General features: G+C 71.8%; 23 protein-coding genes and 1 pseudogene. 14 read left to right on the forward strand and 10 right to left on the reverse strand.

Features of this window, described 5'->3' with window-relative positions; translation table 11 throughout:
* Positions 1 to 123 precede the first annotated feature (123 nt).
* Complete coding sequence (locus ACIGXJ_RS28490; RefSeq protein ID WP_399651063.1) at positions 124 to 2,346, forward strand: glycoside hydrolase family 6 protein; 2,223 nt, start codon at positions 124 to 126, stop codon at positions 2,344 to 2,346.
* Positions 2,347 to 2,391: 45 nt separating this feature from the next.
* Positions 2,392 to 3,516: a lytic polysaccharide monooxygenase gene (locus ACIGXJ_RS28495; RefSeq protein WP_399651066.1), complete on the forward strand. Its 1,125-nt coding sequence runs from the start codon at positions 2,392 to 2,394 to the stop codon at positions 3,514 to 3,516.
* A gap of 49 nt (positions 3,517 to 3,565) precedes the next feature.
* Here ACIGXJ_RS28495 and ACIGXJ_RS28500 read toward each other — a convergent pair whose 3' ends face one another.
* Positions 3,566 to 4,249, reverse strand: a complete 684-nt coding sequence (locus ACIGXJ_RS28500; protein WP_399651068.1) for a hypothetical protein — start codon at positions 4,247 to 4,249, stop codon at positions 3,566 to 3,568.
* 239 nt (positions 4,250 to 4,488) lie between these two features.
* On the opposite strand from ACIGXJ_RS28500, the gene gcl reads away from it, so the two are divergent.
* Entirely contained in the window at positions 4,489 to 6,273 is a 1,785-nt protein-coding gene (gene gcl / locus ACIGXJ_RS28505) for a glyoxylate carboligase (RefSeq protein ID WP_399651070.1), read from the forward strand.
* Positions 6,274 to 6,947: 674 nt separating this feature from the next.
* Here gcl and ACIGXJ_RS28510 read toward each other — a convergent pair.
* The 3 genes from ACIGXJ_RS28510 to ACIGXJ_RS28520 form a co-directional block, all read right to left on the reverse strand.
* Entirely contained in the window at positions 6,948 to 8,405 is a 1,458-nt protein-coding gene (locus tag ACIGXJ_RS28510) for a catalase (RefSeq protein WP_399651072.1), read from the reverse strand.
* Between the two features lie 180 nt (positions 8,406 to 8,585).
* Positions 8,586 to 9,476: a 2-hydroxy-3-oxopropionate reductase gene (locus ACIGXJ_RS28515; RefSeq protein WP_399651074.1), complete on the reverse strand. Its 891-nt coding sequence runs from the start codon at positions 9,474 to 9,476 to the stop codon at positions 8,586 to 8,588.
* Between the two features lie 30 nt (positions 9,477 to 9,506).
* On the reverse strand, positions 9,507 to 10,346 hold the full coding sequence (locus ACIGXJ_RS28520) for a TIM barrel protein (protein ID WP_399651076.1): 840 nt from the start codon (positions 10,344 to 10,346) through the stop codon (positions 9,507 to 9,509).
* 313 nt (positions 10,347 to 10,659) lie between these two features.
* On the opposite strand from ACIGXJ_RS28520, the gene ACIGXJ_RS28525 reads away from it, so the two are divergent.
* From ACIGXJ_RS28525 to ACIGXJ_RS28565, 9 genes are all read left to right on the forward strand, one after another.
* Positions 10,660 to 10,911: a hypothetical protein gene (locus ACIGXJ_RS28525; protein WP_399651078.1), complete on the forward strand. Its 252-nt coding sequence runs from the start codon at positions 10,660 to 10,662 to the stop codon at positions 10,909 to 10,911.
* Positions 10,908 to 11,270 (forward strand): helix-turn-helix domain-containing protein, encoded by a 363-nt coding sequence (locus tag ACIGXJ_RS28530; RefSeq protein WP_399651079.1) that lies wholly within the window; start codon positions 10,908 to 10,910, stop codon positions 11,268 to 11,270. The genes ACIGXJ_RS28525 and ACIGXJ_RS28530 overlap by 4 nt, the downstream gene beginning before the upstream one ends.
* A gap of 131 nt (positions 11,271 to 11,401) precedes the next feature.
* Positions 11,402 to 11,914: a 2-oxo-4-hydroxy-4-carboxy-5-ureidoimidazoline decarboxylase gene (gene uraD / locus ACIGXJ_RS28535; RefSeq protein WP_399651081.1), complete on the forward strand. Its 513-nt coding sequence runs from the start codon at positions 11,402 to 11,404 to the stop codon at positions 11,912 to 11,914.
* 2 nt (positions 11,915 to 11,916) lie between these two features.
* Positions 11,917 to 12,312: a hydroxyisourate hydrolase gene (uraH, locus tag ACIGXJ_RS28540; RefSeq protein WP_399651084.1), complete on the forward strand. Its 396-nt coding sequence runs from the start codon at positions 11,917 to 11,919 to the stop codon at positions 12,310 to 12,312.
* A 4-nt stretch (positions 12,313 to 12,316) separates the two neighbouring features.
* On the forward strand, positions 12,317 to 13,240 hold the full coding sequence (gene pucL, locus ACIGXJ_RS28545) for a factor-independent urate hydroxylase (RefSeq protein WP_399651087.1): 924 nt from the start codon (positions 12,317 to 12,319) through the stop codon (positions 13,238 to 13,240).
* Positions 13,241 to 13,308: 68 nt separating this feature from the next.
* Entirely contained in the window at positions 13,309 to 14,721 is a 1,413-nt protein-coding gene (locus ACIGXJ_RS28550) for a uracil-xanthine permease family protein (RefSeq protein WP_399651089.1), read from the forward strand.
* 68 nt (positions 14,722 to 14,789) lie between these two features.
* Positions 14,790 to 16,175: an 8-oxoguanine deaminase gene (locus ACIGXJ_RS28555; RefSeq protein ID WP_399651091.1), complete on the forward strand. Its 1,386-nt coding sequence runs from the start codon at positions 14,790 to 14,792 to the stop codon at positions 16,173 to 16,175.
* 283 nt (positions 16,176 to 16,458) lie between these two features.
* Entirely contained in the window at positions 16,459 to 17,826 is a 1,368-nt protein-coding gene (locus ACIGXJ_RS28560) for a nucleobase:cation symporter-2 family protein (protein WP_399651094.1), read from the forward strand.
* Positions 17,827 to 18,073: 247 nt separating this feature from the next.
* Positions 18,074 to 19,666, forward strand: coding sequence for a serine/threonine-protein kinase (locus tag ACIGXJ_RS28565; protein ID WP_399651097.1), 1,593 nt, complete (start codon positions 18,074 to 18,076; stop codon positions 19,664 to 19,666).
* On the opposite strand, the pseudogene ACIGXJ_RS28570 reads toward ACIGXJ_RS28565, so the two are convergent.
* Positions 19,663 to 19,857, reverse strand: a pseudogene (locus ACIGXJ_RS28570) (helix-turn-helix domain-containing protein); the annotation flags it as partial. The gene ACIGXJ_RS28565 and the pseudogene ACIGXJ_RS28570 sit on opposite strands and share 4 nt — an antisense overlap.
* Positions 19,858 to 20,317: 460 nt before the next feature.
* On the opposite strand from ACIGXJ_RS28570, the gene ACIGXJ_RS28575 reads away from it, so the two are divergent.
* A complete protein-coding gene (locus ACIGXJ_RS28575) occupies positions 20,318 to 20,662 on the forward strand; it encodes a hypothetical protein (RefSeq protein WP_399651100.1) in 345 nt (114 codons plus the stop codon).
* Between the two features lie 13 nt (positions 20,663 to 20,675).
* Here ACIGXJ_RS28575 and ACIGXJ_RS28580 read toward each other — a convergent pair whose 3' ends face one another.
* From ACIGXJ_RS28580 to ACIGXJ_RS28590, 3 genes are all read right to left on the reverse strand, one after another.
* The gene (locus ACIGXJ_RS28580) at positions 20,676 to 21,098 is read right to left on the reverse strand and encodes an acyl-CoA thioesterase (protein WP_399651103.1); all 423 of its coding nucleotides are present in this window, start codon (positions 21,096 to 21,098) and stop codon (positions 20,676 to 20,678) included.
* 121 nt (positions 21,099 to 21,219) lie between these two features.
* Entirely contained in the window at positions 21,220 to 21,852 is a 633-nt protein-coding gene (locus tag ACIGXJ_RS28585) for a hypothetical protein (RefSeq protein WP_399651105.1), read from the reverse strand.
* 25 nt (positions 21,853 to 21,877) lie between these two features.
* Positions 21,878 to 23,086 (reverse strand): pyridoxal phosphate-dependent aminotransferase, encoded by a 1,209-nt coding sequence (locus ACIGXJ_RS28590; protein ID WP_399651108.1) that lies wholly within the window; start codon positions 23,084 to 23,086, stop codon positions 21,878 to 21,880.
* An 86-nt stretch (positions 23,087 to 23,172) separates the two neighbouring features.
* Here ACIGXJ_RS28590 and ACIGXJ_RS28595 point away from each other — a divergent pair, with 86 nt between their 5' ends.
* Positions 23,173 to 23,808 (forward strand): winged helix-turn-helix transcriptional regulator, encoded by a 636-nt coding sequence (locus tag ACIGXJ_RS28595; protein WP_399651111.1) that lies wholly within the window; start codon positions 23,173 to 23,175, stop codon positions 23,806 to 23,808.
* 86 nt (positions 23,809 to 23,894) lie between these two features.
* Here the strand turns inward: ACIGXJ_RS28595 and ACIGXJ_RS28600 are convergent, their stop codons facing one another.
* Positions 23,895 to 24,698, reverse strand: coding sequence for a hypothetical protein (locus tag ACIGXJ_RS28600; protein ID WP_399651114.1), 804 nt, complete (start codon positions 24,696 to 24,698; stop codon positions 23,895 to 23,897).
* On the reverse strand, positions 24,698 to 25,954 hold the full coding sequence (locus ACIGXJ_RS28605; protein ID WP_399651116.1) for a VWA domain-containing protein: 1,257 nt from the start codon (positions 25,952 to 25,954) through the stop codon (positions 24,698 to 24,700). The genes ACIGXJ_RS28600 and ACIGXJ_RS28605 overlap by 1 nt, the downstream gene beginning before the upstream one ends.
* Positions 25,955 to 25,965 lie beyond the last annotated feature (11 nt).

Below are 25,965 nucleotides of genomic sequence, written 5' to 3' on the forward strand. Positions count from 1 at the left end.
GGCCCTCGCCCGGCCCACGCTCGTCCCCCGGTTGTCCCTCGCGGGTGTCCCCACCACCGGCACCCGCGGCCAGCACCGCGTATCCCCATCCCGTATCCCGTATCCCGTATCCGAGGAGAGCACATGTCCGACCGGACCAGACGCGCGGGCGCCCGCCCGCCCCGGCCGCACGGCAGGCGGCCGGCGGCGCTGGCCACCGCGCTGACCACCCTGCTGCTCGGGGCGGCGGCGCAGCTGTCCGCGCCGCAGGCGTCCGCCGCCGAGGCCCACGTCGACAACCCGTTCGCCGGAGCCACCGCGTACGTCAACCCCGACTACGCCGAGCGCGTGCAGACCTCCGTCGCGCTGACCTCCGACGCCACCCTCCGGGCGCGGATGGAGACGGTCAAGAGCTACCCGACGGCCGTCTGGCTGGACCGGATCGCCGCCATCCACGGCGGGACGGTCAACGACGGCCGCAAGAGCCTCGCCGACCACCTCGACCTGGCGCTGGCGCAGAAGAAGCCGGGGCAGCCGATCACCGCCACGTTCGTGGTGTACGACCTGCCGGGCCGCGACTGCGCGGCCCTCGCCTCCAACGGCGAACTGCCGCTGACGACCGCCGGGCTGGACCGCTACAAGACCGAATACATCGACGCCATCGCGGCCGTCTTCAAGAACCCCAAGTACCAGGACATCCGCATCACGACCGTCATCGAGCCGGACAGCCTGCCCAACCTGGTCACCAACACCTCCGACCCGGAGTGCGCGCAGGCCAAGAGCAGCGGCATCTACGTCCAGGCCATCCGCTACGCCCTCGACCAGCTGCACGCCGTCCCGAACGTCTACACCTACCTGGACTTCGCCCACTCGGGCTGGCTCGGCTGGGACAACAACCTCTCCCAGACGGTGCAGCTGTACACGGACATGGCCAAGGGCACCCGCGCGGGGCTGTCCAGCGTCGACGGGCTGGTCACCAACGTCGCCAACTACACGCCGCTGGAGGAGCCGTTCCTGCCCGACCCGAACAAGACGGTCGGCGGCAACATGCTCAAGTCGGCCAAGTACTACGAGTGGAACCCGAACTTCGACGAGTCGGACTTCACCAAGAACGTGCACCAGGCGCTGGTCACGGCCGGCTGGCCCGCCTCCACCGGCATGGTGGTCGACACCTCCCGCAACGGCTGGGGCGGCTCCGCCCGGCCGACCGCCGAGAGCACCAGCACCGCCCTCGACACGTACGTCACCGAGTCCAAGACGGACCGCCGCACCCACCGCGGCCTGTGGTGCAACGTGAGCGGCGCCGGCATCGGCCGGCCCCCGCAGTCCGCGCCCTCCGGATACCCCGACTCGCACCTCGACGCGTTCCTGTGGGTGAAGCCGCCGGGGGAGTCGGACGGGGCGAGTGAGGAGATCCCCAACGACGAGGGCAAGCGCCTGGACCGGATGTGCGACCCGACGTACTCGGCACCCAACGCGGGCGGCAACAAGACCGGCGCGCTGCCGGGCGCCCCGCTGGCCGGACACTGGTTCCACGACCAGTTCGCGATGCTGGTGCGCAACGCCCACCCGGCCGTGCCCGTCGACGGCGGCGGCCCGGGCGACCCCGTCGACACCACCGCCCCGACCGCGCCGACCGGTCTGACGGCGACCGCGAAGACCGCGAGCAGCGTCTCCCTGAGCTGGACCGCCGCCACCGACAACGTCGGTGTGACCGGCTACGACGTCTACCGCGACGGCACCCGGGTGAGCGCCTCGCCGGTCACCGGGACCACGTACACCGACACCGGGCTGAGCGCCGCCACGGCGTACTCCTACACCGTGCGCGCCCGCGACGCCGCCGGGAACGTCTCCCCGGCCTCGACCGCCCTGAGCGTCACCACCGAGACGGGCGGCGGCACCCCCGACCCGGCCGGCGGCCTGAAGGTGACGTACAGGAACAACGACAGCTCCGCCACGGACAACGCCATCCGGCCCAGCCTGCGGATCGCGAACACCGGCAGCGCCTCGCTGGACCTCAGCCAGGTCACGGCCCGCTACTACTTCACCCGGGACGGCGGCTCGTCCACCGTCAGCGTCTGGTGCGACTGGGCGGTCGTCGGCTGCTCCGGCCTCAAGCTGCGGGTGGTCCCGCTGAGCACCCCGGTCGCGGGCGCCGACGCCTATCTGGAGGTCGGCTTCGCGAGCGGCACCCTGGCGGCGGGCCGCGACACCGGCGACATCCAGCTGCGGATGAGCAAGTCCGACTGGTCCGCGTTCGACGAGAGCAACGACTACAGCCGTACGACGGCCACCGCGTACGCCGACGCCCCGCGCATCCCCGCCTACCGCGGCACCCAGCTGGCCTGGGGAGCGCCGCCCGCCTGAGACAGCCCCTAGAAGGAGACCCCGACACACAGGAGAGAGACCCCCATGGCTCGACCCAAGCGACGACCACTGTCCTTACTGGCGGTGCTGGCCACCCTGCTCAGCGGGCTGGGCCTGGCCCTGATCGGTCAGGGCAGCGCCGAGGCGCACGGCGTGACGATGATGCCCGGATCGCGGACCTACCTCTGCTATCTGGACGCCAAGACCAGCAACGGCGCCCTCGACCCGACCAACCCGGCGTGCAAGGCCGCGCTCGCCGAGAGCGGCGCGACCGCGCTGTACAACTGGTTCGCCGTGCTCGACTCCAACGCGGGCGGCCGCGGAGCCGGCTATGTGCCGGACGGCAAGCTGTGCAGCGCGGGCGACCGCTCGCCGTACAACTTCACCGGCTACAACGCGGCCCGCGCCGACTGGCCCCGTACGCATCTGACGTCCGGGGGCACGATGCGGGTGCGGTACAGCAACTGGGCCGCGCACCCGGGTTCCTTCCGGGTGTACGTGTCCAAGCCCGGCTACTCGCCGACGCAGCCGCTGGGCTGGGGCGACCTGGAGCTGATCCAGACCGTCACCAACCCGCCCCAGTCCGGGTCGCCGGGCACGGAGTCCGGCCACTACTACTGGGACCTGCGGCTGCCCTCGGGCCGCTCGGGTGACGCCATGCTGTTCATCCAGTGGGTGCGCTCGGACAGCCAGGAGAACTTCTTCTCCTGCTCCGACATCGTCTTCGACGGTGGCAACGGCGAGGTGACCGGCATCCGCGGCTCGGGCGGCACGCCGACGCCCACGCCCACGCCCACCCCGACCCCCACCCCGACTCCCACGCCGACCCCGACCCCGACCCCGACGCCCACGGACCCGCACACCGGGTGCATGGCGGTCTACTCGGTGACGAACGCCTGGAACGGCGGCTTCCAGGGTTCGGTCGAGGTCATGAACCACGGCACGGCACCGCAGAACGGCTGGGCGGTGCGCTGGCAACCGGGGACCGGCACCCGGATCAGCAGTGTCTGGAACGGCTCGCTCAGTACCGGCACCGACGGCACGGTCACGGTCGGCAACCTCGACTACAACCGCACCATCGCGCCGGACGGCAGCGTCACGTTCGGCTTCACCGCCACCTCGACCGGCAACAACTTCCCGGTCGGCTCGGTCGGCTGCGTCACCCCGTGACACCGCTCCGCCAGGTGCCGGCTCCCGCTTCCCGCGGGGGCCGGCACCGTCATGTGCGGGGCGGCGCCGAGAGCGCGTCGGCGTGCTCGTTGACCGGCTGCGGGGTGCCGGTCAGGTCGAGCACGAACAGGGGGACGCCCAGGGAGTCGGCGCGGACCCGCGCCTCGTCGGCGTATCCGGCGAGGGAGAAGTAGACGCAGCCCGCGGACTCCGTCATCGCGGTGAGCCACAGGCACTCGACGTCCCGCGGCGTCGCCGGGCGCACGGTCGGGTCGACCTGGGCGAGGATGCCGCTGGCGGCGAGGCCGACGCCGGACGGCGGGCGCTGGTCGGCGGGGCGTATGTCCCGGTAGCCGAGCCAGCGCAGATACAGCGCGGCGGCCGTGACCGCGTCGCGGGCGGTGCGGATGGCGACCGGCTGGAAGGCGGGCCGGGCCGGGGGAGGCGTGGGCGCCGGGGCGGCCTTCGGGGGCCGCACCGCCACGGGGACCCGCAGCACCGTCCCGCAGGGGCAGCCCAGCTCGGGCCGTGGCCACGGCGTGCCGCGTCCGCAGGCCGGGCAGCGCAGGGTGAGCCACTCCTCGTCCCAGGCGCGGTGGGTGACGGGCACGGGCGTCCCGTACCGGTCGACCGGCGGGGCGACCGGGGCCCCGCACGCGCACGGATAGGACGGGGCCGCGAAGAGATGCTCGCGACGGCAGGCGGGGCAGCGCACCGGTACGCCTCGGGACATGGGCCCATCGTCCTCCTGCCGCCCCTCGGTTGTCCGGCCTTTCCCCGGCCTCGGCTCGTCCCGGTGTCCGCCCCCTGGCCGTCCCTTGACGGGCTTCACCCCGCCAAATACATTGCTTCCAGATAGTAGAAACTCATTTCCGCGATACGGAAAACATCGCGGGAAGTGAACAACGCGGAAAGGTCTCACCGCGGGGCGCGACGGTCGAGCCCATCCGACAGCCGAAGCAGGAGTACTCCATGGCTCGTATGACCGCTGCCCGCGCGGCAGTCGAGATCCTCAAGCGCGAGGGCGTCACCAACGCGTTCGGTGTCCCGGGCGCGGCGATCAACCCGTTCTACGCGGCGCTCAAAGCCTCGGGGGGTGTGAACCACACCCTCGCCCGGCACGTCGAGGGCGCCTCGCACATGGCCGAGGGCTACACGCGCACGAACCCGGGCAACATCGGCGTGTGCATCGGCACCTCCGGCCCGGCCGGCACCGACATGATCACCGGCCTGTACTCCGCCATCGGTGACTCGATCCCGATCCTGTGCATCACCGGCCAGGCGCCGACCGCGGTGATCCACAAGGAGGACTTCCAGGCCGTCGACATCGCCTCCATCGCCAAGCCGGTGACCAAGATGGCCGTCACCGTCCTGGAGGCCGCCCAGGTGCCCGGCGTCTTCCAGCAGGCCTTCCACCTGATGCGCTCCGGCCGCCCCGGCCCGGTCCTCATCGACCTGCCGATCGACGTCCAGCTCACCGAGATCGAGTTCGACATCGACACCTACGAGCCGCTGCCGGTCTACAAGCCGGCCGCGACCCGCGCGCAGATCGAGAAGGCGGTCGGGATGCTGAACGCGTCCGAGCGCCCCCTGATCGTCGCGGGCGGCGGTGTCATCGGCGCCGACGCGAGCGAACTCCTCGTCGAGTTCGCCGAACTGACGGGCACCCCGGTCGTCCCGACCCTGATGGGCTGGGGCGCCATCGCCGACGACCACGAGCTCAACGCCGGCATGGTCGGCCTGCAGACCTCGCACCGCTACGGCAACGCGACCTTCCTGGAGTCCGACTTCGTCCTCGGCATCGGCAACCGCTGGGCCAACCGCCACACCGGCAAGCTCGACGTCTACACGGCCGGGCGGAAGTTCGTCCACGTCGACATCGAGCCCACCCAGATCGGCAAGATCTTCGCCCCGGACTACGGCATCGCGTCCGACGCGAAGGCCGCGCTGGAACTGTTCGTGGAGGTCGCCCGCGAACTGAAGGCGGCCGGCAGGCTGCCCGACCGCTCCGCCTGGGCCGCCTCGGCGCAGGAGAAGAAGGCCACCCTGCTGCGCCGGACGCACTTCGACAACATCCCGATCAAGCCGCAGCGCGTCTACGAGGAGATGAACAAGGCCTTCGGCCCGGAGACGCGCTACGTCACCACGATCGGCCTCTCCCAGATCGCCGGCGCGCAGATGCTGCACGTCTACCGCCCGCGCCACTGGATCAACTGCGGCCAGGCGGGCCCGCTGGGCTGGACCATCCCCGCGGCCCTGGGCGTCGCGAAGGCCGACCCGGACGCCCAGGTCGTCGCCCTGTCCGGCGACTACGACTTCCAGTTCATGATCGAGGAACTGGCCGTGGGCGCGCAGCACAAGATCCCTTACGTCCATGTCCTGGTCAACAACTCCTACCTCGGTCTGATCCGCCAGGCCCAGCGGGCGTTCGACATCGACTTCCAGGTCAAGCTGGAGTTCGAGAACATCAACTCGCCGGAGCTGGGCGTCTACGGCGTCGACCACGTCAAGGTGGCCGAGGGCCTCGGCTGCAAGGCGATCCGCGTGACCGACCCGGCCGAGCTGGGCGCCGCGTTCGAGCAGGCCAAGAAGCTCGCGGCGGAGTTCCAGGTGCCGGTCGTCGTCGAGGCCATCCTGGAGCGTGTCACCAACATCTCCATGTCCGGCACGAACGACATCAGCAACGTGATCGAGTTCGAGGACCTCGCCACGGAGCCGGGGCACGCGCCCACGGCCGTCAAGACCCTCAAGGCCTGACCAGCCGGCACCCCGAGGGGCCCCGCCATCCGGCGCGGGCCCCTTTGCCATGTCGGCGTCCGGTAGCGGGGTGCCACCGGACGCCGCCGTCCGGGTGCGGACCGACAGTGGTTGCTCGCGCAGTTCCCCGCGCCCCTGGCGGCGTCGCCCTCAGGGGCGCGGGGAACTGCGCGACCGGCCCTCGACGGCCCGCACCCGGAGACGGCGGCGACAAGTGGCACCCCGCTCGCCGCGCCGGCGGAAGCGCACTGGACGCGCGGCTCGCGGCAACGTACTCAGGGGCGCGGGGAACTGCGCGAGCAACCACACTGGGCCCGCACCCGGACGGCGGCAGCAAGCGGCACGCCGCCCCGCCGCGCAAACCGAAGAGCACCGGGTGCGGGACCGTCCGCACCCGGTGCTCTTCGGCCCGGTGAGGTATTCACTTGGTGACCGCCCGACGGCACGAGGCTGGGCGCGACAGAACATTCGCGCCGCCGGACGGAGTCCATCGGCAGGGACCGCGACGGTCGCGACGGGACCCGGACCCCCCTCCCCTCAGGTCGAAGAAGGAGGCCGGACCTTTCACCACCGCACTGGCTCGCACACCGCCGCGGTCCTCGGCCTGCCCGCGCCCCGCACGACCGGCCACCCCTCATCCGGGCCGGTCGGCGGGCGCGGGCCGCCTGTGGAGGTCAGTCCTCGCGCAGGGCGCGGACCGCCTCCTCCACGCGCTTGCCGTACTCGGGGTCGGCGGCGTGGAAGTGGGCGAGGTTCTTCTCGATCACGTCGTCGCGGGAGACCTGCGAGAGGCCGCCGGCGATGTTGGCGATCAGGCGGGACTTCTCCTCCGCGGACATGAGCCGGTAGAGCTCGCCCGCCTGGAAGAAGTCGTCGTCCTTGGTGTGCAGCGGCGCCACGTGGTTGCCGGTGTGGCCGTTCACCGCGAGCGGGGCCGACAGCGGGCGGCCGGTCTCGACGGGGCCGTCGTAGGAGTTCGGCTCGTAGTTCTTGGCGCCACGGCCCTGCGGGTTGAGCGCCATGAAGCCGTCGCGCCCGTAGTTGTTCGCCTCGGTCGCCCTCGGGGCGTTCACCGGCAGCAGCGTGTGGTTGACGCCCAGGCGGTAGCGCTGCGCGTCGGCGTAGGCGAACAGGCGGCCCTGGAGCATCTTGTCCGGGGACGGGCCGATGCCGGGCACGAAGTTGTTCGGGGAGAACGCGGCCTGCTCGACCTCGGCGAACACGTTGTCCGGGTTGCGGTCGAGGACGAGGCGGCCCACGCGCTGCAGCGGGTAGTCCTTGTGCGGCCACACCTTGGTGAGGTCGAAGGGGTTGAAGCGGTAGTCGGCCGCTTCCTCCGCCGGCATGAGCTGGACGTAGAGGGTCCAGGACGGGTTCACGCCGCGCTCGATGGCCTGCAGCAGGTCCGTCTGGTGGGAGTTCGGGTCCTTGCCCGCCAGCTCCGCGGCCTGCTCGCTGCTCAGGCAGCGGATGCCCTGGTTGGTCTTGAAGTGGTACTTGACGAAGAAGGCCTCGCCCTGCTCGTTCGTCCACTGGTAGGTGTGCGAGCCGTAGCCGTTCATGTGGCGGTACGACGCCGGGATGCCGCGGTCGCCCATCAGCCAGGTCACCTGATGCGTGGCCTCGGGGGCGTGCGCCCAGAAGTCCCAGACGTTGTCCGGCTCCTGACGGCCCGTGAACGGGTCGCGCTTCTGCGAGTGGATGAAGTCGGGGAACTTGATCGGGTCCTTGATGAAGAACACCGGCGTGTTGTTGCCGACGAGGTCGTAGTTGCCCTCGCGGGTGTAGAACTTCACCGCGAAGCCGCGCGGGTCGCGCACCGCGTCCGCGCCGCCGAGCGAGTCGGCGACGGTGGAGAAGCGCAGGAAGACCTCGGTGCGGCGGCCGATCTCGCCGAGGAAGTCGGCGTGGGTGAAGCCGGTGACGTCGTCGGTCACCTCGAAGTAGCCGTACGCGCCGGAACCGCGGGCGTGCACCACGCGCTCCGGGATGCGCTCACGGTTGAACCGGGCGAGCTTCTCCAGGAGCTGCTGGTCCTGGATCAGGAGCGGACCGCCGACGCCGGCGGAGGCGGAATTCTGGTTGTCGGCGACCGGGGCGCCGGACTCGGTCGTGAGCACGCGCTTCGACATCGTGGACCTTCCGTGCGGGTGTCAGCGGAAACCTGTTTCCGCTTCGTGGAGCCTAGAAGTGGGGAATCTGAGCGTCAACAGTTTGTTGAAAGGGATTCCGGGCCGCGGCACCGCCTGGGCGCGACAGGACAGGTGTCGGCGGCGCCGCGGCCCGGAAGTCTCAGGGGGTGACCGGACCGATCAGACCTGGGCGCCGGAGAGCCGCTCCACGGCCCGCAGCAGGGCCGAGTGGTCCAGGCCGCCGTCGCCCTGGGCGCGCAGCGACGCGACCAGCTGGGCCACGACCGCGCCGACCGGCAGGGCCGCCCCGACGTTGCGGGCGGCGTCGGTGACGATGCCCATGTCCTTGTGGTGCAGGTCGATGCGGAAGCCCGGCTTGAAGTCGCGGCTGAGGAAGTTGTCCTTCTTCCGCGTCAGCACGGTCGAGCCCGCCAGGCCGCCGTTGAGGACGTCCAGCGCGGCCGCGAGGTCCACGCCCGACTTCTCCAGGAAGACCACGGCCTCGGCGCACGCCTGGATGTTCACGGCGACGATCAGCTGGTTGGCGGCCTTCACGGTCTGGCCCGAGCCGTGCGGACCGCACAGCACGATGGTCTTGCCGAGCGCCTCGAAGATCGGCCTGGCCTCGTCGAAGTCGGCCTGCGTGCCGCCGACCATGATGGACAGCACGGCCTCGATGGCGCCGGCCTCGCCGCCGGAGACGGGGGCGTCCAGCACGCGGATGCCCTTGTCGCGGGCTGCCGCGGCCAGGTCGACCGAGGTCTGCGGGGTGATCGAGGACATGTCGATCAGCAGCGCGCCGGACTTCGCGTTCTCCAGGATGCCCTCGGGGCCGTAGGCGATCGCCTCGACCTGCGGGGAGGCGGGCACCATGGTGACGACGACGTCGGCGTCCTCGACGGCCTCGGCGATCGAGCCGGCCGCGGTGCCGCCGGCGGCGGCCAGGCGGTCCAGCTTGTCCTGCTCCAGCGTGAAGCCGGTGACCTGGTAGCCCGCCTTGATCAGGTTCTCGGACATGGGGGAGCCCATGATGCCGAGGCCGATCCAGGCGATCTTGGGAAGCGTGCTCATAACAGGGCCTTTCTGGAAAACGGGGGGTGGTCAGCGGGCCGCGCGGGCCTCGGTCGGCAGCCAGTCGAAGGCCTCGGCGCTCGGGCGGTCGCCCGGCTTGTACTCGAGGCCGACCCAGCCGTCGTAACCGGCCTTCCTCAGCTGGTCGAGCAGCTCCTCCAGGGGGAGGGAGCCGGTGCCCGGGGCGCCGCGGCCGGGGTTGTCGGCGATCTGGACGTGGCCGGTCTTCGCGGTGTACTGCTCGATCACCGACGGCAGGTCCTCGCCGTTCATGGACAGGTGGTAGAGGTCCATGAGGAACTTGGCGTTGCCGAGTCCGGTCGCCTCGTTGACCTTGTCGACGACCTCGATCGCGGCCGGGGCGCTGACCAGCGGGTACAGCGGCGACTCGGGCTTGTTCAGCGTCTCGACCAGCAGGATCGCGCCGATCCGGTCGGCCGCGCGGGCCGCGAGGGCCAGGTTCTCCAGGGCCAGAGCGTCCTGCTCGGCCGGCTCCACGCCCTCGACGCGGTTGCCGTACAGCGCGTTGAGCGCCTTGCAGCCCAGCGACTGCGCGAAGCCGGCCGCCACGTCGATGTTGGCGCGGAACCGCTCCGACTCCTCGCCGGGCACCGACAGGGCGCCGCGGTCCGGGCCGGGCAGCCGGCCCGCGTAGAAGTTCAGGCCCGTGAGCTGTACGCCCGCGTCCTCGATCGCCTTCTTCAGGGCGTCGAGCTCGGACTGCTCGGGGGTGGGGGAGTCGATCCAGGGCCACCACAGCTCGACCGCGGTGAAGCCGGCCGCGGCGGCGGCCGCGGGGCGCTCCAGGAGCGGGAGTTCCGTGAAGAGGATCGACAGGTTGACGTTGAAGCGCTGGTCTGCGAATCCCATCGGGGGCCGCGCTCCCTTCCGTGCTCGTATTTCGTATTGCGGAAGTTAGTTTCTGCTCAACGGAAGATTGCATGTCGTCGGGGAAGGCTGTCAAGAGGCGCAGGAACGCCGTGCCCCCGCGCGGGACGGCGCTGAAGTCCAAGGCGGCGCAGGTCGGAACGGTCCTACGGCAGCCCAGCACGCGGTCCGGGGCCGCAAGGGCCGTAGGAAGCTACGAGATGCGCTCCCCCGTGCCGGAGGGAGCGACAGATCCCGCGCGGTCTTGGCCCGCGAGCGCTGCCGGATCCCCCTTGCGGGGCGTTAGGTTGGGCGCGTGCGATTGAGAGTGGAGTTCACGACCGAGCCGTTCGACCTGGACGAGGCGCCCGCGCACGCGCTGGCCGCGCGTGAGGTGATCGAGGCGGCGGAGCTGGACGAGGTGGACGTCGGCCCGTTCGGCAACACCGCCGAAGGGGGTGCCGACGTGGTGCTGGGCGCCGTGGACGCGCTGCTGCGCAAGGCGCTCGAGGCGGGGGCCACCCGGGTCTCGCTTCAGGTCAACGTGCTCGCGGAGGGCGCCGAGTGAGCGGGGACGAGCCCTTCATCACGGCGGTCAAGCCGCTGGTCGACGCCATGGGCGGGCAGCTGCTGCCGCCCGACGAGGCGGGGCCGGACGACGTCGTGCTGTCCTGGGAGGGTGTCGACGCCGTCGCCGTACGACTGCCCCAGCTCGCGGACTCCCTCGACCACATCCTGGCCGCGATGGAGCGCAAGCAGGGCCGGCCGCTGGCCGACCTGGACCGCAAGGCCAAGCAGGAGGTCGTGCGGGTGCTGGAGGCGCGGGGCGCCTTCGCGGTGCGGCACGGCGTGGAGACGGTGGCGAGCGCGCTGGGCGTCAGCCGCTTCACCGTCTACAACTACCTCAACCGCGAGAAAGAGGCCTGACGGGCGGTCTCACGGGGGACCCGGTTACGTAACCCCGAATTTTCAACAAAGTGTTGACGTCGGGTTTCGGAGGGCGTTAGCTATCCGCAGCCCGTTCAGCACGAAGGCCGTTTCCGGCCACGGAGGCTCCCGTGACTTCCACTTCCACGCCGCCGGGCCTGGCCCGGTTCAACGCACTCGAGGAGGACGCGGCCTCCACCGCGCTCCACGAGGCGTGCGCCTCCACGGCATGGGTGCGGCGGCTGCTCGCCGCCCGCCCCTACGCCACGGCCGAGGACCTCTACACCACCAGTGACGCCGCCATGGCCGAGCTGACCGCGGAGGACCTCGCCGAGGCCATGGCCGGCCACCCGCCGATCGGCCGCCCCAAGCCGGGCGACCCCACCTCGGCCAGGGAGCAGGCCGGTATGGCCGGCGCCGCGGAGGACCTCAAGGCGGAGATGCTCGAACTGAACCTGGCCTACCAGGAGAAGTTCGGCCATGTCTTCCTCATCTGCGCCACCGGCAGGACCGGCGAGCAGATGCGGGACGCGGTCAAGGAGCGGATCGGCAACTCGCCTGAGCAGGAGCGCGAGACCGTGCGCACCGAGCTGGGGAAGATCAACCGCATCCGACTGGCCCGACTCGTCGAAGAGGACGCCTGAGAATGAGCACCAGCACCACCGCCTCCGTGTCCACGCACATCCTGGACACATCCGTCGGACGTCCCGCCGAGGGCGTCGCCGTCCAGCTGTCGGCCCGTAGCGGCCGCAATGCGGACTGGCAGGCGCTCGGCGGCTCCGCCACCGACGCGGACGGCCGGTGCAAGGACCTTCCGGACCTGCCGGAGGGGACGACCCATGTGCGGCTCGATTTCGCAGTCGAGCAGTACTTCCAGAAGAAGCAAGCCGATGCGCAGCAGGACGCCCCCGCGAATCGGGACAGCGGTGCCGGTGCGTTCTTCCCGGAGGTGGCGATCACGTTCGCCGTCGTGCCGGGCGAGCACTACCACGTACCGCTGCTGCTCAACCCGTTCGGCTACTCCGTTTACCGAGGGAGCTAGCTAGATGCCCACCATTCTGGGACAGAACCAGTACGGCAAGGCCGAGAACCGAGTCGTCAAGATCACGCGGGACGGCGCCACCCACCACATCAAGGACCTGAACGTGTCCGTGGCGCTGAGCGGCGACATGGAAGAGGTCCACTACTCCGGCTCGAACGCCAACTGCCTGCCGACGGACACCACCAAGAACACGGTGTACGCGTTCGCCAAGGAGTACGGCATCGAGTCCGCCGAGCAGTTCGGCATCCACCTCGCCCGCCACTTCGTCACCTCGCAGGAGCCGATCCACCGGGCGCGCATCCGCATCGAGGAGTACGCCTGGGAGCGGATCGAGACCTCCGACGCCAACAGCAAGTTCATCGGCGCCGACGAGGTCAAGCACTCCTTCGTCCGCAAGGGCCAGGAGACCCGCGTCACCCAGATCACCTACGACGGTGAGCAGTGGGAGGTCGTCTCCGGCCTCAAGGACCTGGTCGTGATGAACTCGACGAACTCCGAGTTCTGGGGCTACGTCAAGGACAAGTACACGACCCTCCAGGAGGCGTACGACCGCATCCTGGCGACCCAGGTCTCCGGCCGCTGGCGGTTCAACTGGACCGACGACGAGCAGAAGATGCCCAACTGGGAGAAGTCCTACGAGCAGGTGAAGAAGCACATGCTGCACGCCTTCGCCGAGACCTACTCGCTGTCGCTGCAGCAGACGCTGTACCAGATGGGCGCGCGCATCATCAACAACCGCAGCGAGATCGACGAGGTCCGCTTCTCGCTGCCGAACAAGCACCACTTCCTGGTGGACCTGGAGCCGTTCGGGCTGAAGAACGACAACGAGGTCTACTTCGCCGCCGACCGCCCCTACGGCCTGATCGAGGCCACCGTCCTGCGGGACGGGTGCGAGGCCCGTATCCCGGTCGACATGACCAACCTCTGACGCGGGACGCGCGCCCCCGGTCCCACGAGCACCGCGGACCGGGGGCGCGCCACACCGGAGGGAACACCATGGCACAGCCTGCAAAGGGGCCGGCCGAAGCCCCCTGTTCCACCCCGCCGGTGCACGACCTGGACGCCGCCACGTCCGTGCACCCGGTGGACGAGAAGCTCCACCCCTCGCGGCTCGTCCCCGCCGCACTCCAGCACATCGCCGCCATGTACGCGGGCGTCGTCACTCCTCCGCTCATCATCGGCCAGGCCTGCGGACTCGACCTCGCGGCCCGCACCCGGCTCATCGCCGCGTCCCTGCTGATCGCGGGGGTCGCGACCCTCCTGCAGACCCTCGGCGTCAAGGGCTTCGTCGGCAACCGGCTGCCCTTCGTCAACGCCGCCTCCTCCGCCGGCATCGCGCCGATCCTGGCGATCGCCGAGACCAACGACCAGGGCCGCCAACTCCCCGCGATCTACGGCGCGGTGATGGTCGCCGGTGTCTTCTGCCTGGCCGTCGGCCCGTTCTTCGGACGGCTGCTGCGGTTCTTCCCGCCGCTGGTCACCGGCGTGGTCATCACCCTGATCGGCGTCACGCTGATGCCGGTCCCGGTCGGCTGGGCCCAGGGCGGCGACGCTGCCGCCGCCGACTTCGGGGCCATGAACCACCTCGCGCTCGCCGGGTTCACCCTCGCCGTCATCCTGCTGATCCAGCGCTTCGGCAAGGGCTTTCTCAAGCAAGTCGCCCTGCTGTGCGGCCTGTTCGTCGGCACCCTCGCCGCGATCCCGTTCGGCATGGCCGACTTCACCGGCATCAGGTCCGCGCCCGTCGCCGCGCTGCCCGCGCCGTTCGCCTTCGGCACGCCCGAGTTCCAGCCCGCCGCGATCCTGTCGCTGTGCATCGTGATGCTGGTCCTGATGACCGAGTCCAGCGCCGGCATGCTCGCGCTCGGCGAGATCTGCGACCGCCGCACCGACGCGCGCACCATCACCCGCGGCCTGCGCACCGACGGCATCGCCACCCTGCTCGGCCCCGTCTTCGGCGGCTTCCCCACCTCCGCCTTCGCCCAGAACGTCGGGGTCGTCTCGCTGACCCGGGTGCGCAGCCGCTACGTCGTCGCCGTCGCGGGCGCCACCCTCATCGTCCTCGGCGCCTTCCCGGTGCTCGGCGCGGTCGTCTCCCTGGTCCCCATGCCGGTCCTCGGCGGCGCGGGCATCGTCCTGTTCGGCTCGATCGCCGTCAGCGGCATCCGCACCCTGTCGGAAGCCGGCCTCGACGACAGCTCCAACATCATCCTGGTGGCCGTGGCCCTCGGCGCGGGCATCATCCCGCTCGCCGCACCCACCTTCTACGCCGGCTTCCCCGCCTGGGCGCAGACGGTGCTCGGCTCCGGCATCAGCGCCGGCGCGCTCGTCGCCGTCTCGCTGAACCTGTTCTTCCACCATCTCGGCACCCGGAGCGCCCAGACCGCCCCGGCACTCAAATCCTTCTAGGGTCCTGCCGTGCCCTCCCCGTGGACACTCCCGGTCCACGGGCCGCCACCGAAAGACAAGGAAGCACGATGGCACCTTCGGCAGCCGAGCGCACTGTCATCGAGAACTGCGCGATCGCCACGGTCGACGCGGACGACACCGAGTACGCCTCCGGGTACCTCGTCCTGGCGGGCAACCGCATCGAGTCGGTCGGCGCGGGCAGCGCCCCCGCGGGCCTGGAGAACGTGGTGCGCCGGATCGACGCGAGCGGTCATCTGGCCACGCCCGGTCTGGTCAACACCCACCACCACTTCTACCAGTGGCTCACCCGGGGCATGGCCACCGACCACAACCTGTTCGACTGGCTGGTCGCGCTGTACCCGGTGTGGGCGCGCATCGACGAGGAGATGTGCCACTCGGCCGCCCAGGGCTCCCTCGCGATGATGGCCCGCGGCGGTGTCACCACCGCCATGGACCACCACTACGTCTTCCCGCACGGCTCCGGTGACCTGTCCGGCGCGATCGTCCGCGCCGCGGCCGAGACGGGCGTACGGTTCACGCTCGCCCGCGGCTCGATGGACCGCGGCGAGAAGGACGGCGGCCTGCCGCCGGACTTCGCCGTGGAGAGCCTCGACGATGCGCTCGCCGCCACCGAGGAGACCGTGGCACGGCACCACGACGCCTCCTTCGACGCCATGACCCAGGTGGCCGTCGCGCCCTGCTCCCCGTTCTCCGTCTCCACCGAACTCATGCGCAGGGGGGCCGAGTTGGCCCGCCGCCTCGGCGTACGGCTGCACACCCACGGCTCGGAGACCGTGGAGGAGGGGAAGTTCTGCCACGAGCTGTTCGGCATGGGCCCGACCGACTACTTCGAGTCCACCGGCTGGCTCGGCGAGGACGTGTGGATGGCGCACTGCGTCCACATGAACGACTCCGACATCGCCGCGTTCGCCCGCACGAGGACCGGCGTCGCCCACTGCCCGTCGTCCAACGCCCGCCTCGCGGCCGGTATCGCCCGCGTCCCCGACATGCTGAAGTCGGGCGTCCCGGTCGGCCTCGGCGTGGACGGCACCGCCTCCAACGAGTCCGGCGAACTCCACACCGAGCTGCGCAACGCCCTGCTCATCAACCGCCTCGGCACCCACCGCGAGACCGCGCTGAACACCCGCCAGGCCCTGCGCCTGGGCACCTACGGCGGCGCTCAGGTCCTCGGCCGCGCCGAGCAGATCGGCTCGCTGGAGGCCGGCAAGCTCGCCGACGTGGTGCTGTGGAAGATGGACACCCTCGCCCACGCCTCCATCGCGGACCCGGTGGCCGCGCTCGTCCTCGGCGCGGCGGCCCCGGTCACCGCCTCCTTCGTGGACGGCCGGCAGATCGTCGACAACGGGCGCCTGCTCACCGTCGACGAGGACGCCGTAGCCCGCTCCACCCGGGAGCAGGCCCAGCGCCTGGCGCGGATCGCGGCCCAGCGCTGACCCACCCCAGAACTCCGGCCGAGAGGGACGGCTCCCGGCCGGGACCGTGGATCCGAGCGGGATCCACGGAAGCCGTCTCCGGGGCGCACGCCCGACGCGTGCGCCCCGGAACGGTCACCGCCCGACGCGTGCGCCCCGGAACGGTCACCGCTCGTCGCTCGCCGCCGCACGCAACACCGCTCACCGCCGTCGCCATCCCCCGTCACGGTCCCGCACGACCACCCGCACCACCTCCCTGAAATCCACGTCACCCCTGACGTGTTAGCCGTTTGGAGGACCAGCCGTGGCCGCCCATCCCGTAGACGAGAAACTCCCCGCCCTGAAAATGGCGACCAGCGGTCTGCAGCACGTAGCCGCCATGTACGCGGGGGTCGTCGCCCCACCGCTCATCGTCGGCGCGGCCATAGGCCTGACCGCAACCGAACTGACCTTCCTCACCGGCGCCTGTCTGTTCACCGCGGGCCTCGCCACCTTCCTGCAGACCCTCGGCATCTGGAAGATCGGCGCCCGGCTGCCGTTCGTCAACGGCGTCACCTTCGCCGGGGTCGCCCCGATGACCGCGATCGTCGCCTCCACCGAGGACAAGTCCGACGCCCTGCCGATCATCTTCGGCGCGGTCATCGTCGCCGGTCTGCTCGGCTTCGTCGCGGCGCCCTTCTTCAGCAAGGCGATCCGCTTCTTCCCGCCCGTCGTCACCGGCAGCGTCATCACCCTGATCGGCGTGTCCCTGCTCCCGGTCGCCTTCGGCTGGGCCCAGGGCCCCGACCCGGCCGCGGACGACTACGGTTCGACGACCTATCTCACCCTCGCCGGCATCACCCTGCTGATCGTGCTGCTGCTGCGCCGCTTCACCCGCGGCTTCGTCAAGCAGATCGCCGTCCTGCTCGGCCTGGTCGCCGGCACCCTCATCGCGATCCCCTTCGGCGTCACCGACTTCAGCCCCGTCGGCGACGCGGACATCGTCGGCTTCCCGACCCCGTTCCACTTCGGCGCCCCGCAGTTCCAGCTCGCCGCGATCCTCTCCCTGTGCGTGGTCATGGTCGTCTCGATGACCGAGTCGACCGCCGACATGCTCGCCCTCGGTGAGATCGTCGAACGCCCCGCCGACGAGAAGACCATCGCCGCCGGCCTGCGGGCCGACACCCTCGGCTCGGCGATCAGCCCCCTGTTCAACGGGTTCATGTGCAGCGCCTTCGCGCAGAACATCGGCCTGGTCGCCATGACGAAGATCCGCAGCCGGTACGTCGTCGCCACCGGCGGCGCCTTCCTGGTGCTGATGGGCCTGTGCCCGATGGCCGCCTCGCTGATCGCGGTCGTGCCCCGCCCGGTCCTCGGCGGCGCCGGCATCGTGCTGTTCGGCTCCGTCGCCGCGAGCGGTATCCAGACCCTGGTGCGGGCCGGCCTCGACAAGGACAACAACGTCCTGATCGTCGCCGTCTCCCTCGCGGTCGGCATCATCCCGATCACCGCGCCGGAGTTCTACCACTCCTTCCCCGAGACGGCGAAGATCGTCCTCGACTCCGGCATCTCGACGGGCTGTGTCACCGCAGTCGTCCTCAACATGCTCTTCAACCACCTCGGCAGGAGCCGCGACGCCCACGACGTGACCCACCCGATGGAGGCGGGCGAGGAGATCGCCGCCGCACACTGAAACCGCCGCCGGCAGCCAGGACCCGACCCGGCCCGTGGGCCACGCCTTCCGCCGTGGCCCACGGCCGGCGCATGAGCCGGACCGTCCCGGGTCACAGGTCTTCCCCCAGCCCCTAAGGGCCCGTCCGACCATTCCCGCCCGCCCTCCGGGCGGACGACGGTAATGGTCAGACAGGCCCTAGGCTGCTGTCCCGGACCGGCCCTTCGGCCGGTCCGGGGGATGAGGGGACCAGGGGACGGACAGGCCGATGAGCAGCACCACCGAGGTGTTCCAGCCGCTTCAGGCGGACGACCCCGACGTCGTGGCCGGTTACCGCCTCAGCGCCCGGCTCGGCGCCGGAGGCATGGGCCGGGTCTACCTGTCGCACACCCGGGGCGGCCGCCCCGTCGCGATCAAGGTCGTACGGCCGGAGCTCGCCGACGACCCGGCCTTCCGGCGCCGCTTCCGCCGCGAGGTGGAGGCCGCCCGCCGGGTCAGGGGCGCCTACACCGCCGAACTCGTCGACGCCGACCCCGACGGCGTACCGCCCTGGCTCGCCACGCTGTACGTGCCCGGACCGTCCCTCACCGAGGCCGTGGCGCGGCAGGGGCCGCTGCCGGTGCCCGCCGTGCTGTGGCTGATCGCCGGCGTGGCCGAGGCGCTCCAGGCCATCCACGCCGCGGGAATCGTCCACCGGGACCTCAAGCCGTCCAACGTGCTGCTGGCCTCCGACGGGCCGCGGGTGATCGACTTCGGCATCTCCCTGGCCGCCGGCCTCTCCTCCCACACCGCCACCGGTTCCACCGTCGGCACACCGCACTTCATGGCCCCCGAGCAGGCGACCGCCGGTGAGGTCACCCCGGCCACCGATGTCTTCGCGCTGGCGCAGACGGCGGCCTTCGCGGCGCTGGGCGGGCCGCTGTACGGGGACGGCCTCGCGCCCGTGGTGCTGTACCGGATCGTGCACGAGGAACCCGACCTGTCCCTGCTGCCCGAGCCGCTGCGCCCGCTGATGGCGAGGTGCCTGGCCCGCGACCCGCGGCAGCGGGCCACCCTGGAGGAGGTCGTCGAGTGGTGCCGCAAGCGGCTGGGCACGGACGCCGACCCGGGTGCGGGGGCGGCCGTCTGGCGCGAGCTCACGGAACCCGAGCCGGCCCTTCCGGCTCCTTCCCCCACTCCTACGGCGCCGCTGACCGCGGTCGCCACACCGGCGCCGGGACGCGACCGCCGGGCGGGCGTACGGCGCACCGCGCTGATCGGGGCCGCGGCCCTGACGACGGGCGCGCTGGTGCTGACGGGCCTGACCTGGCCGGGCGCCCGGGACCGGCTGCGCGAGTGGGCCGCGGACGCACCCGCCTCGACACCCGGCCCGGAGAAGACCGCACGGTCCTCGGCGCCGTCCGCGGGCGATGCGTCCTCCGCGGGAGCCGCCCCCCGACCGTCACAGCCCGCCCCGGCCGCCTCCCGCACTCCGGGAGCGCACAAGCTGTCCCCGGTGTGGCTGAGGCCGAGCAACTCCCTGAGCCTCGGTGACCTGGAGCCACGCGAGGACCGCGACGGGGACATCCACCTCGACTGCGAGGACGACGTCGACTGCGCGCTGGAGAGCGACACCAACGTGTTCGTGCAGGTGTTCAACGGCAAGGCCGCCTCCCTCGACACCTGCCGCTTCCTCCTCGGCGGGGCCACCGGCGCCGAGTACCGCACCTGGTCGCTGGCGGCGGCGGGCGACGGCACCGAGATCTGCGTCAAGAACGCCGCCGGCGACATCGGGGTGCTCGAGATCCAGGTCAAGCAGACGGCACTGCGGGACGAGGCCTTCCTGCAACTGGGCGTGCACACCTGGCCGAAGGCGGCCTAGAGGCGGCTCACCGCCAAGCAGGGCCGGGGGCCCGGGCGGCGGCCGGTGAGGAAGGCGCGGGGCGGGTCGCCCATGAGCGCGCGGAAGTCCGCTGTCATGTGGGACTGGTCGTAGTAGCCGGTGTCGGCGGCCAGTTCGGCCCAGGAGGCCGTGGCCGCGCGGGCCAGCACGTGCCGGACCCGGTCGATGCGGGGACTCGTACGACGGCTGGCCGCTCACGGCGGGAAGGCGCGCCCTCACCGGCGACCCGGCGAAGGCCGACGTCCCGCGGGCGTGGAGGTGGTCCGCGGCGACTACCTCGACCAGGGGTCGGTGCGGGCGGCGATGGACGGTGTGACGGCGGCGTCCTCGTGGGCGTGCCGGGGCCGGGCGCGCTGCACGACCCGGAGCTGGTGGCGGCGGCCCGTGCGGCCGGGGTGGGCCGGCTGGTGAAGCTGTCCGCGATCGGCGCCGCGACTCCGGACTGGGCCCCTAGGCGGCCTGGCACCTGCCCGGCGAGCGGGCGTCGGCGGACAGCGGCGCCGCGTGGACCGTCCTGCGCCCCTCGGTGTTCGCCTCCAACACGCTGAGCTGGGCACACCCCAACGGCGCGGGCGAACCCGTGCCCGACATGACCGGCGGGGCCCGGCGGGGCGTCGTGGACCCGCTGACGTGTCCGAGGTCGCCGCGCGTGTCCTCGTCGAGCCGGGGCACGCGGGACGCACGTACACCCTGACGGGTCCGGCGGCGATCAGCGTGCCCGAGCAGGCGGCCGTCCTCGCCGAGGCCCTCGGCCGGCCGGTCACCACGCGCGAGCCGTCGGCGGACGAGTCCCGCGACTTCCTGGGCGCCTGGGGCCTCGGCGACGAGGCCGTCGAGGCGATCCTGGCCGGCAACGCGCACGTCCGCCGGGGCCGCAACGAGGTCGTCACCGACGACGTACGCACGGTCCTCGGCCGCCCGGCACGCGGCTACCGGGAGTGGGCCGAGGACCACCGGGAGGCGTTCGGGCGCTAGGGGGCGCTCCTGGCTACAGCCCGAACAGCGCCGGGTCGGCCGCGAGTTCCTTGAAGCGCTCGCGCGGGTCGGTCAGGAGCCGGCGCGATTCGAGGTCGAGCAGTCCGCCGACGGCGTCGATCTCGGCGGCGAGGGTGCCGTCGGTCCTGCGGATCGCCTGTCTGATCGTGAAGGTCTTGCCCTCGCTCCAGACGAACTCGCAGGTCACCTCGACCTCGTCGCCCGCCAGCAGCTCGCGCTTGTAGCGGATGGTGGTCTCCAGGGCGACCGGGCCGATGCCCCGGGCCGCGAGGTCGGCCTGGCGGATGCCGGCGGCCTGGAGGAGCGCCCAGCGGGCGTGCTCGGCGTAGTTCAGGTAGACGGCCTGGTTGAGGTGCCCCTGGACGTCGGTCTCGTAGCCACGGACGGTCACCGGGACGGAGAACGGCTCGCTCACTGCTTCCCCTCGTGCTGTTCGGCGTTGGGTGCTCTGCCGTTCGATCCTGTCACGGCTGCCGCGCAGGGCACGTAGGGCACGGAGGGCACCGAGGCCGCGCACTGCACGTAGGCCGCGGCCGTCACGCCCGGCGCGGTGAGGCCAGCAGGTAGCGCGCCCGGGTCCGCGGCTCGGTGTGCTCGCCCGTCTGCCAGCCCGCCCGCTCCAGCGTGGCCGCGCAGGCCCGCAGCGCCACCGTGTCCGTCTCGTACACGGCGACGGCGTCCGGCTGCGGGGTCGCCCGCACCCGGTACCCGGCACCCTCCGGGCCTGCCGGGGGGTGCCCGGCGGCCTCCAGGGCGAGGGCCGCGGCCCGGACCAGATGCGTACGCTCCCAGCCGCACGGCCGGTCCACGGCGCCGTCCGGGTTGGTCATCCGGCGCAGTTCGAGGAGTCCCTGCCAGGCGCTGTGCACCTCGCGCGTCCGGGCGGGCCCGGAGGCGGGCGGCTCCTCCTCGCCGCCGACCCGTGCGGCGAAGACGCCCTGGTCCTCGGCCGGCTCGGCTCGCGCGGTGGGCGGTGGGGACGGCTCCTCCTCGCGCAGCCGGTGCCCCGCCGGGGTGAGGAAGTGGTCGTGCGGGGGCCTCGGGTGCCGGAAGGCCAGGCCACGTTCGACCAGCGCCGTGAGCTGGGCCTGCGTACCCTTCAGCCGCCCGGTGACGGGATCGGCCGTGTCCACGACACGCCGCTGCGCGGCGGTGAGGGATCGGCTCACGGCGGGCTCCTCTCCAGGGTCGGGCCTACTGCCGGTATCCGCTCAGGAAGCGCCCGATCCGGCCGATCGCGGCCTCCAGGTCCTCCGCGTGCGGGAGGGTGAGGATACGGAAGTGGTCGGGGGCCGGCCAGTTGAAGCCGGTGCCCTGGACGACCTGGATCTTCTCCCGCAGCAGCAGGTCGAGGACGAACTTCTCGTCGTCGTGGATCGGGTGCACCTTGGGGTCGATGCGCGGGAAGGCGTACAGCGCGCCCTTCGGCTTGACGCAGGAGACGCCGGGGATCTCGTTCAGCTTCTCCCAGGCGACGTCGCGCTGCTCGCGCAACCGCCCGCCGGGGGCGGTGAGTTCGCCGATCGACTGGCGGCCGCCGAGCGCGGCCTGGATGGCGTACTGGGCGGGCGCGTTGGCGCACAGGCGCATGGAGGCGAGCATGGTCAGGCCCTCCAGGTAGTCGCGCGCGTGCTGCTTGGGTCCGGTCACCACGAGCCAGCCCGAGCGGAAGCCGGCCACCCGGTAGGTCTTGGACAGGCCGCAGAAGGTGAGGACCACCAGGTCGGGGGCGAGCGCGGCGGCGGAGTGGTGCACGGCGTCGTCGTACAGGATCTGGTCGTAGATCTCGTCGGCGAAGACCATCAGGCCGTGCCGGCGGGCGAGGTCGAGGATGCCCTCGACGATCTCCTTGGGGTAGACGGCCCCGGTGGGGTTGTTGGGGTTGATGATCACGACCGCCTTCGTCCGGCCGGTGATCTTCGACTCCATGTCGGCGAGGTCGGGGTACCACTCGGCCTGCTCGTCGCAGAGGTAGTGGACCGCCTTGCCGCCCGCGAGCGTGGTGACCGCCGTCCACAGGGGGAAGTCGGGGGCCGGGACGAGGATCTCGTCGCCGTCCTCGATCAGCGCCTGTACGGCCATGGAGACCAGCTCGGAGACGCCGTTGCCGAGGAAGACGTCGTCGACGTCGACCTCCAGGCCGAGCGTCTGGTAGCGCTGGGCGACCGCGCGGCGGGCGGAGAGGATGCCGCGCGAGTCGGTGTAGCCGTGGGCCTTCGGCAGCATCCGGATCATGTCCTGGAGGATCTCCTCCGGCGCCTCGAAGCCGAACAGCGCCGGGTTGCCGGTGTTCAGGCGCAGCACGCTGTGGCCCGCCTCCTCCAGCGCGTTGGCCTGCTCGATGACCGGGCCGCGGATCTCGTAGCAGACCTCGCTGAGCTTGTTCGACTGCCGGAACTCCATGCGTGCGCCCCTCCAGATAACCAGTGTCACTTGGTTTTACCAAGTAGAAGCTTGGAAAGTCCAACAACTTGTCTAGACTGCGTCGTATGCCACCTCGTCGAAGCTACGACCAGTACTGCTCGGCCGCCCGCGCCCTCGACGCCGTCGGCGATCGCTGGACCCTGCTGATCGTGCGCGAACTCCTCGCCGGACCCCGCCGCTACACGGACCTGCACGCGGATCTGCCGGGGGTCAGCACGGACGTGCTCGCCTCCCGGCTGAAGGACATGGAGCGCGACGGGCTCACGACGAGGCGCCGCCTGCCGCCGCCCGGAGCGGCCTACGTCTACGAACTCACCCCGCGCGGGCGGGAGTTGCTCCCCGTGCTGCTCGCGCTCGGTGAGTGGGGGCGCGCCGGCCTGGGCGAGCGCAGGCCCACCGACGCGCTGCGCGCCCACTGGTTCGCCCTGCCGCTGCTGAGCTCGCTGGGCTCGCTGGAGGGCGAGGGGCTCGTCGAGGTCCGCCTGGAGGAGGGCGACTTCCACCTCTACGCCGGCGCCGGGGAGGGTCCCGCCTACGGGGACGGGCCTGCGCCCCGGGAGCCGGGGGCGCGGCTGTCGATGGACGGGGAGACCTGTACGGCTCTGGCGCGCGGGGAGTTGAGCCTGCCGGAGGCGGTGCGTGCCGGACGCGTCGAGGTCACCGGGGACGGGACGCTGGCGAAGTCCCTGCGGGAGGCATGAGGCGCTGCCGCGATCGGGGTCACGTCGAACGGCGGAGCCCGCCGCACGCGTCGGCGTGCGGCGGGCTCGGATGACACCCCCGGGTCTCAGACCCCCGGCGGCACGTGCCGCGGCCGCCCCGAACCCCGGGTGAGCCGGTAGCCGCCGATCCCCGCGAGCGCGGCCAGCGCGCCGCCCACGGCCGTCCACACCCAGCGGTCGGACCACCAGCCGGACGACCAGCCGTCGTCCGGGTCGATCGCGGACAGCACGGCGGATTCCTCGTCCTCTCCGGACTCCCCGGCGGACTTCATCGCGATGCCCGGGACGACGGGCTCGCCCAGCGAGCCGTCCACCGCCGCCGCGCCACCGATGTCCTTGGACTCGACGCGGACCTCGGCGTTCACCGGCAGACCCCGGTCGGCCGTGCCCAGGCCGGTCGCGGTCAGACGGAGGTAGTAGGTGCCCGGCAGCGGGTCGTCGGCCCACGGCTCCGACCAGGCGCGCACCGTGCGCAGCACACACGCCAGCTCCACGGCCGGGGCGTCCGCGGCCGCCGTACGGGTCTGCATGCCGTACTGGCAGGCCTGACGGCGGCGCAGACCGTCGTAGACGTCGATCTGCCAGGTCTCGGCGGCGTGCGTGTCGGGAAGCTTCACGGTGGCCCGTACCGTCGGCCGCTGTCCGGCGTCCGCCGGGAAGGACCAGTACAGGTAGTCACCGGTGGACCCGCTCGCCGTGGCCGTCTGGCCCTGCTCGATCTCGGTCGCCGTACGGAAGGAGGTGCCCGCCTCGGTGGGGGCGCCGGAGTCCTCGGACGGGCTCGCGGACGGCGTCGAGTCCGCGGCGGCGGGCGCGGCCGCCAGCAGCGGCAGCAGCAGCGCCGTGCCCAGCATCCTTGCGATACGCATCAGTTGGTCCTCCAGACCGCGACCCGCCAGCGCGACAGCCAGCCCCACAGCAGACCGGCCACGAAACCGGTCAGGATCAGCGCGCCCAGCAGCCACCAGCCGCGCCCGAGGCCGAAGGAGGCCACGTCGTCGGAGTCACCGGGTCCTTCGACGACGTCCACGGTCAGCTCCAGCGGCAGACCGGGCGTGGTCTCCACCCCCGACGCGGCCGCGAAGGAGTGCGTCACCTGGAGGCAGACGCCCTCGGTGGGCGCCTCGTCGTCGTCCGCCTTCGGATACCTCAGGCCCGTCGAGATCACATCCGTACGGCCGTCGCCCGCGGCCTCGCCGCGCACGATCTCCCGGCCGTGCACGGTCACGGCCCGCAGCAGCACGCCGTACGACGGGGCGAGGGCCCGGTCGGCGGCGACGCTCACCGAGGCGCGCAGTTCCCTGCCCGGCTCGACGTCCACGCGGTACCAGCGCTGCTGCCCGAACCCGACGCGGTCGGTGTACAGCCCGGACTTCAGCGTGGGCGCCTTCGCGCAGGCCTCGGCGCCCTCGGTGGCCACCGGCGTCACCACCGGGTCGGCCGCGCGGTCCACCAACTGGTTGACCTTGTCGGCGAGTTCCTCGGTGTGCTCCACCGAGGTGTACGAGCCGCCGGTCGCCTCGGCGATGCAGCTGAGCTGCTGGCGCATCCTGGCGTTGGGCACCAGGCCGAGGGTGTCGATGGTCAGCCCGATGCCGCGGGCGGCGATCTCGCGGGCCACCTCGCACGGGTCGAGCGGGGCGCAGGTGTCCTCGCCGTCGCTGATCAGCACGATCCGCTTGGAGCCGGTGCCGCCGTCGAGGTCGTCGGCCGCCTTCAGCAGCGCCGGGCCGATCGGGGTCCAGCCGGTGGGCGCGAGGGTCGCCACCGCCGTCTTGGCCTCGGTGCGGTCCAGCGGGCCGACCGGGTAGAGCTGGGCGGTGTCCTTGCAGCCTCTCTTCTGGTCGTCGCCGGGGTAGTCGGCACCGAGCGTGCGGATGCCCAGCAGCACCTCCTCCGGGGTGGCGTCGAGCACCTCGTTGAACGCCTGCTTCGCCGCGGCCATCCGCGACTGGCCGTCGATGTCCCGGGCCCGCATCGAGCCGCTCACGTCCAGGACCAGGTTCACCTTCGGCGCGGTGGCCGTGGTCTCGTCGGCGACGGCCCCGGCCGGGACGGCGATCCCGGCGGCCAGGGCGGCGAACAGGACACAGACGCCTGACGCCAGCCGTTTTCTTGTGATCATCGGCGGATCTT

The sequence above is a fragment of the Streptomyces sp. NPDC053367 genome (assembly GCF_044545925.1).
Lineage (GTDB): Bacteria > Actinomycetota > Actinomycetes > Streptomycetales > Streptomycetaceae > Streptomyces.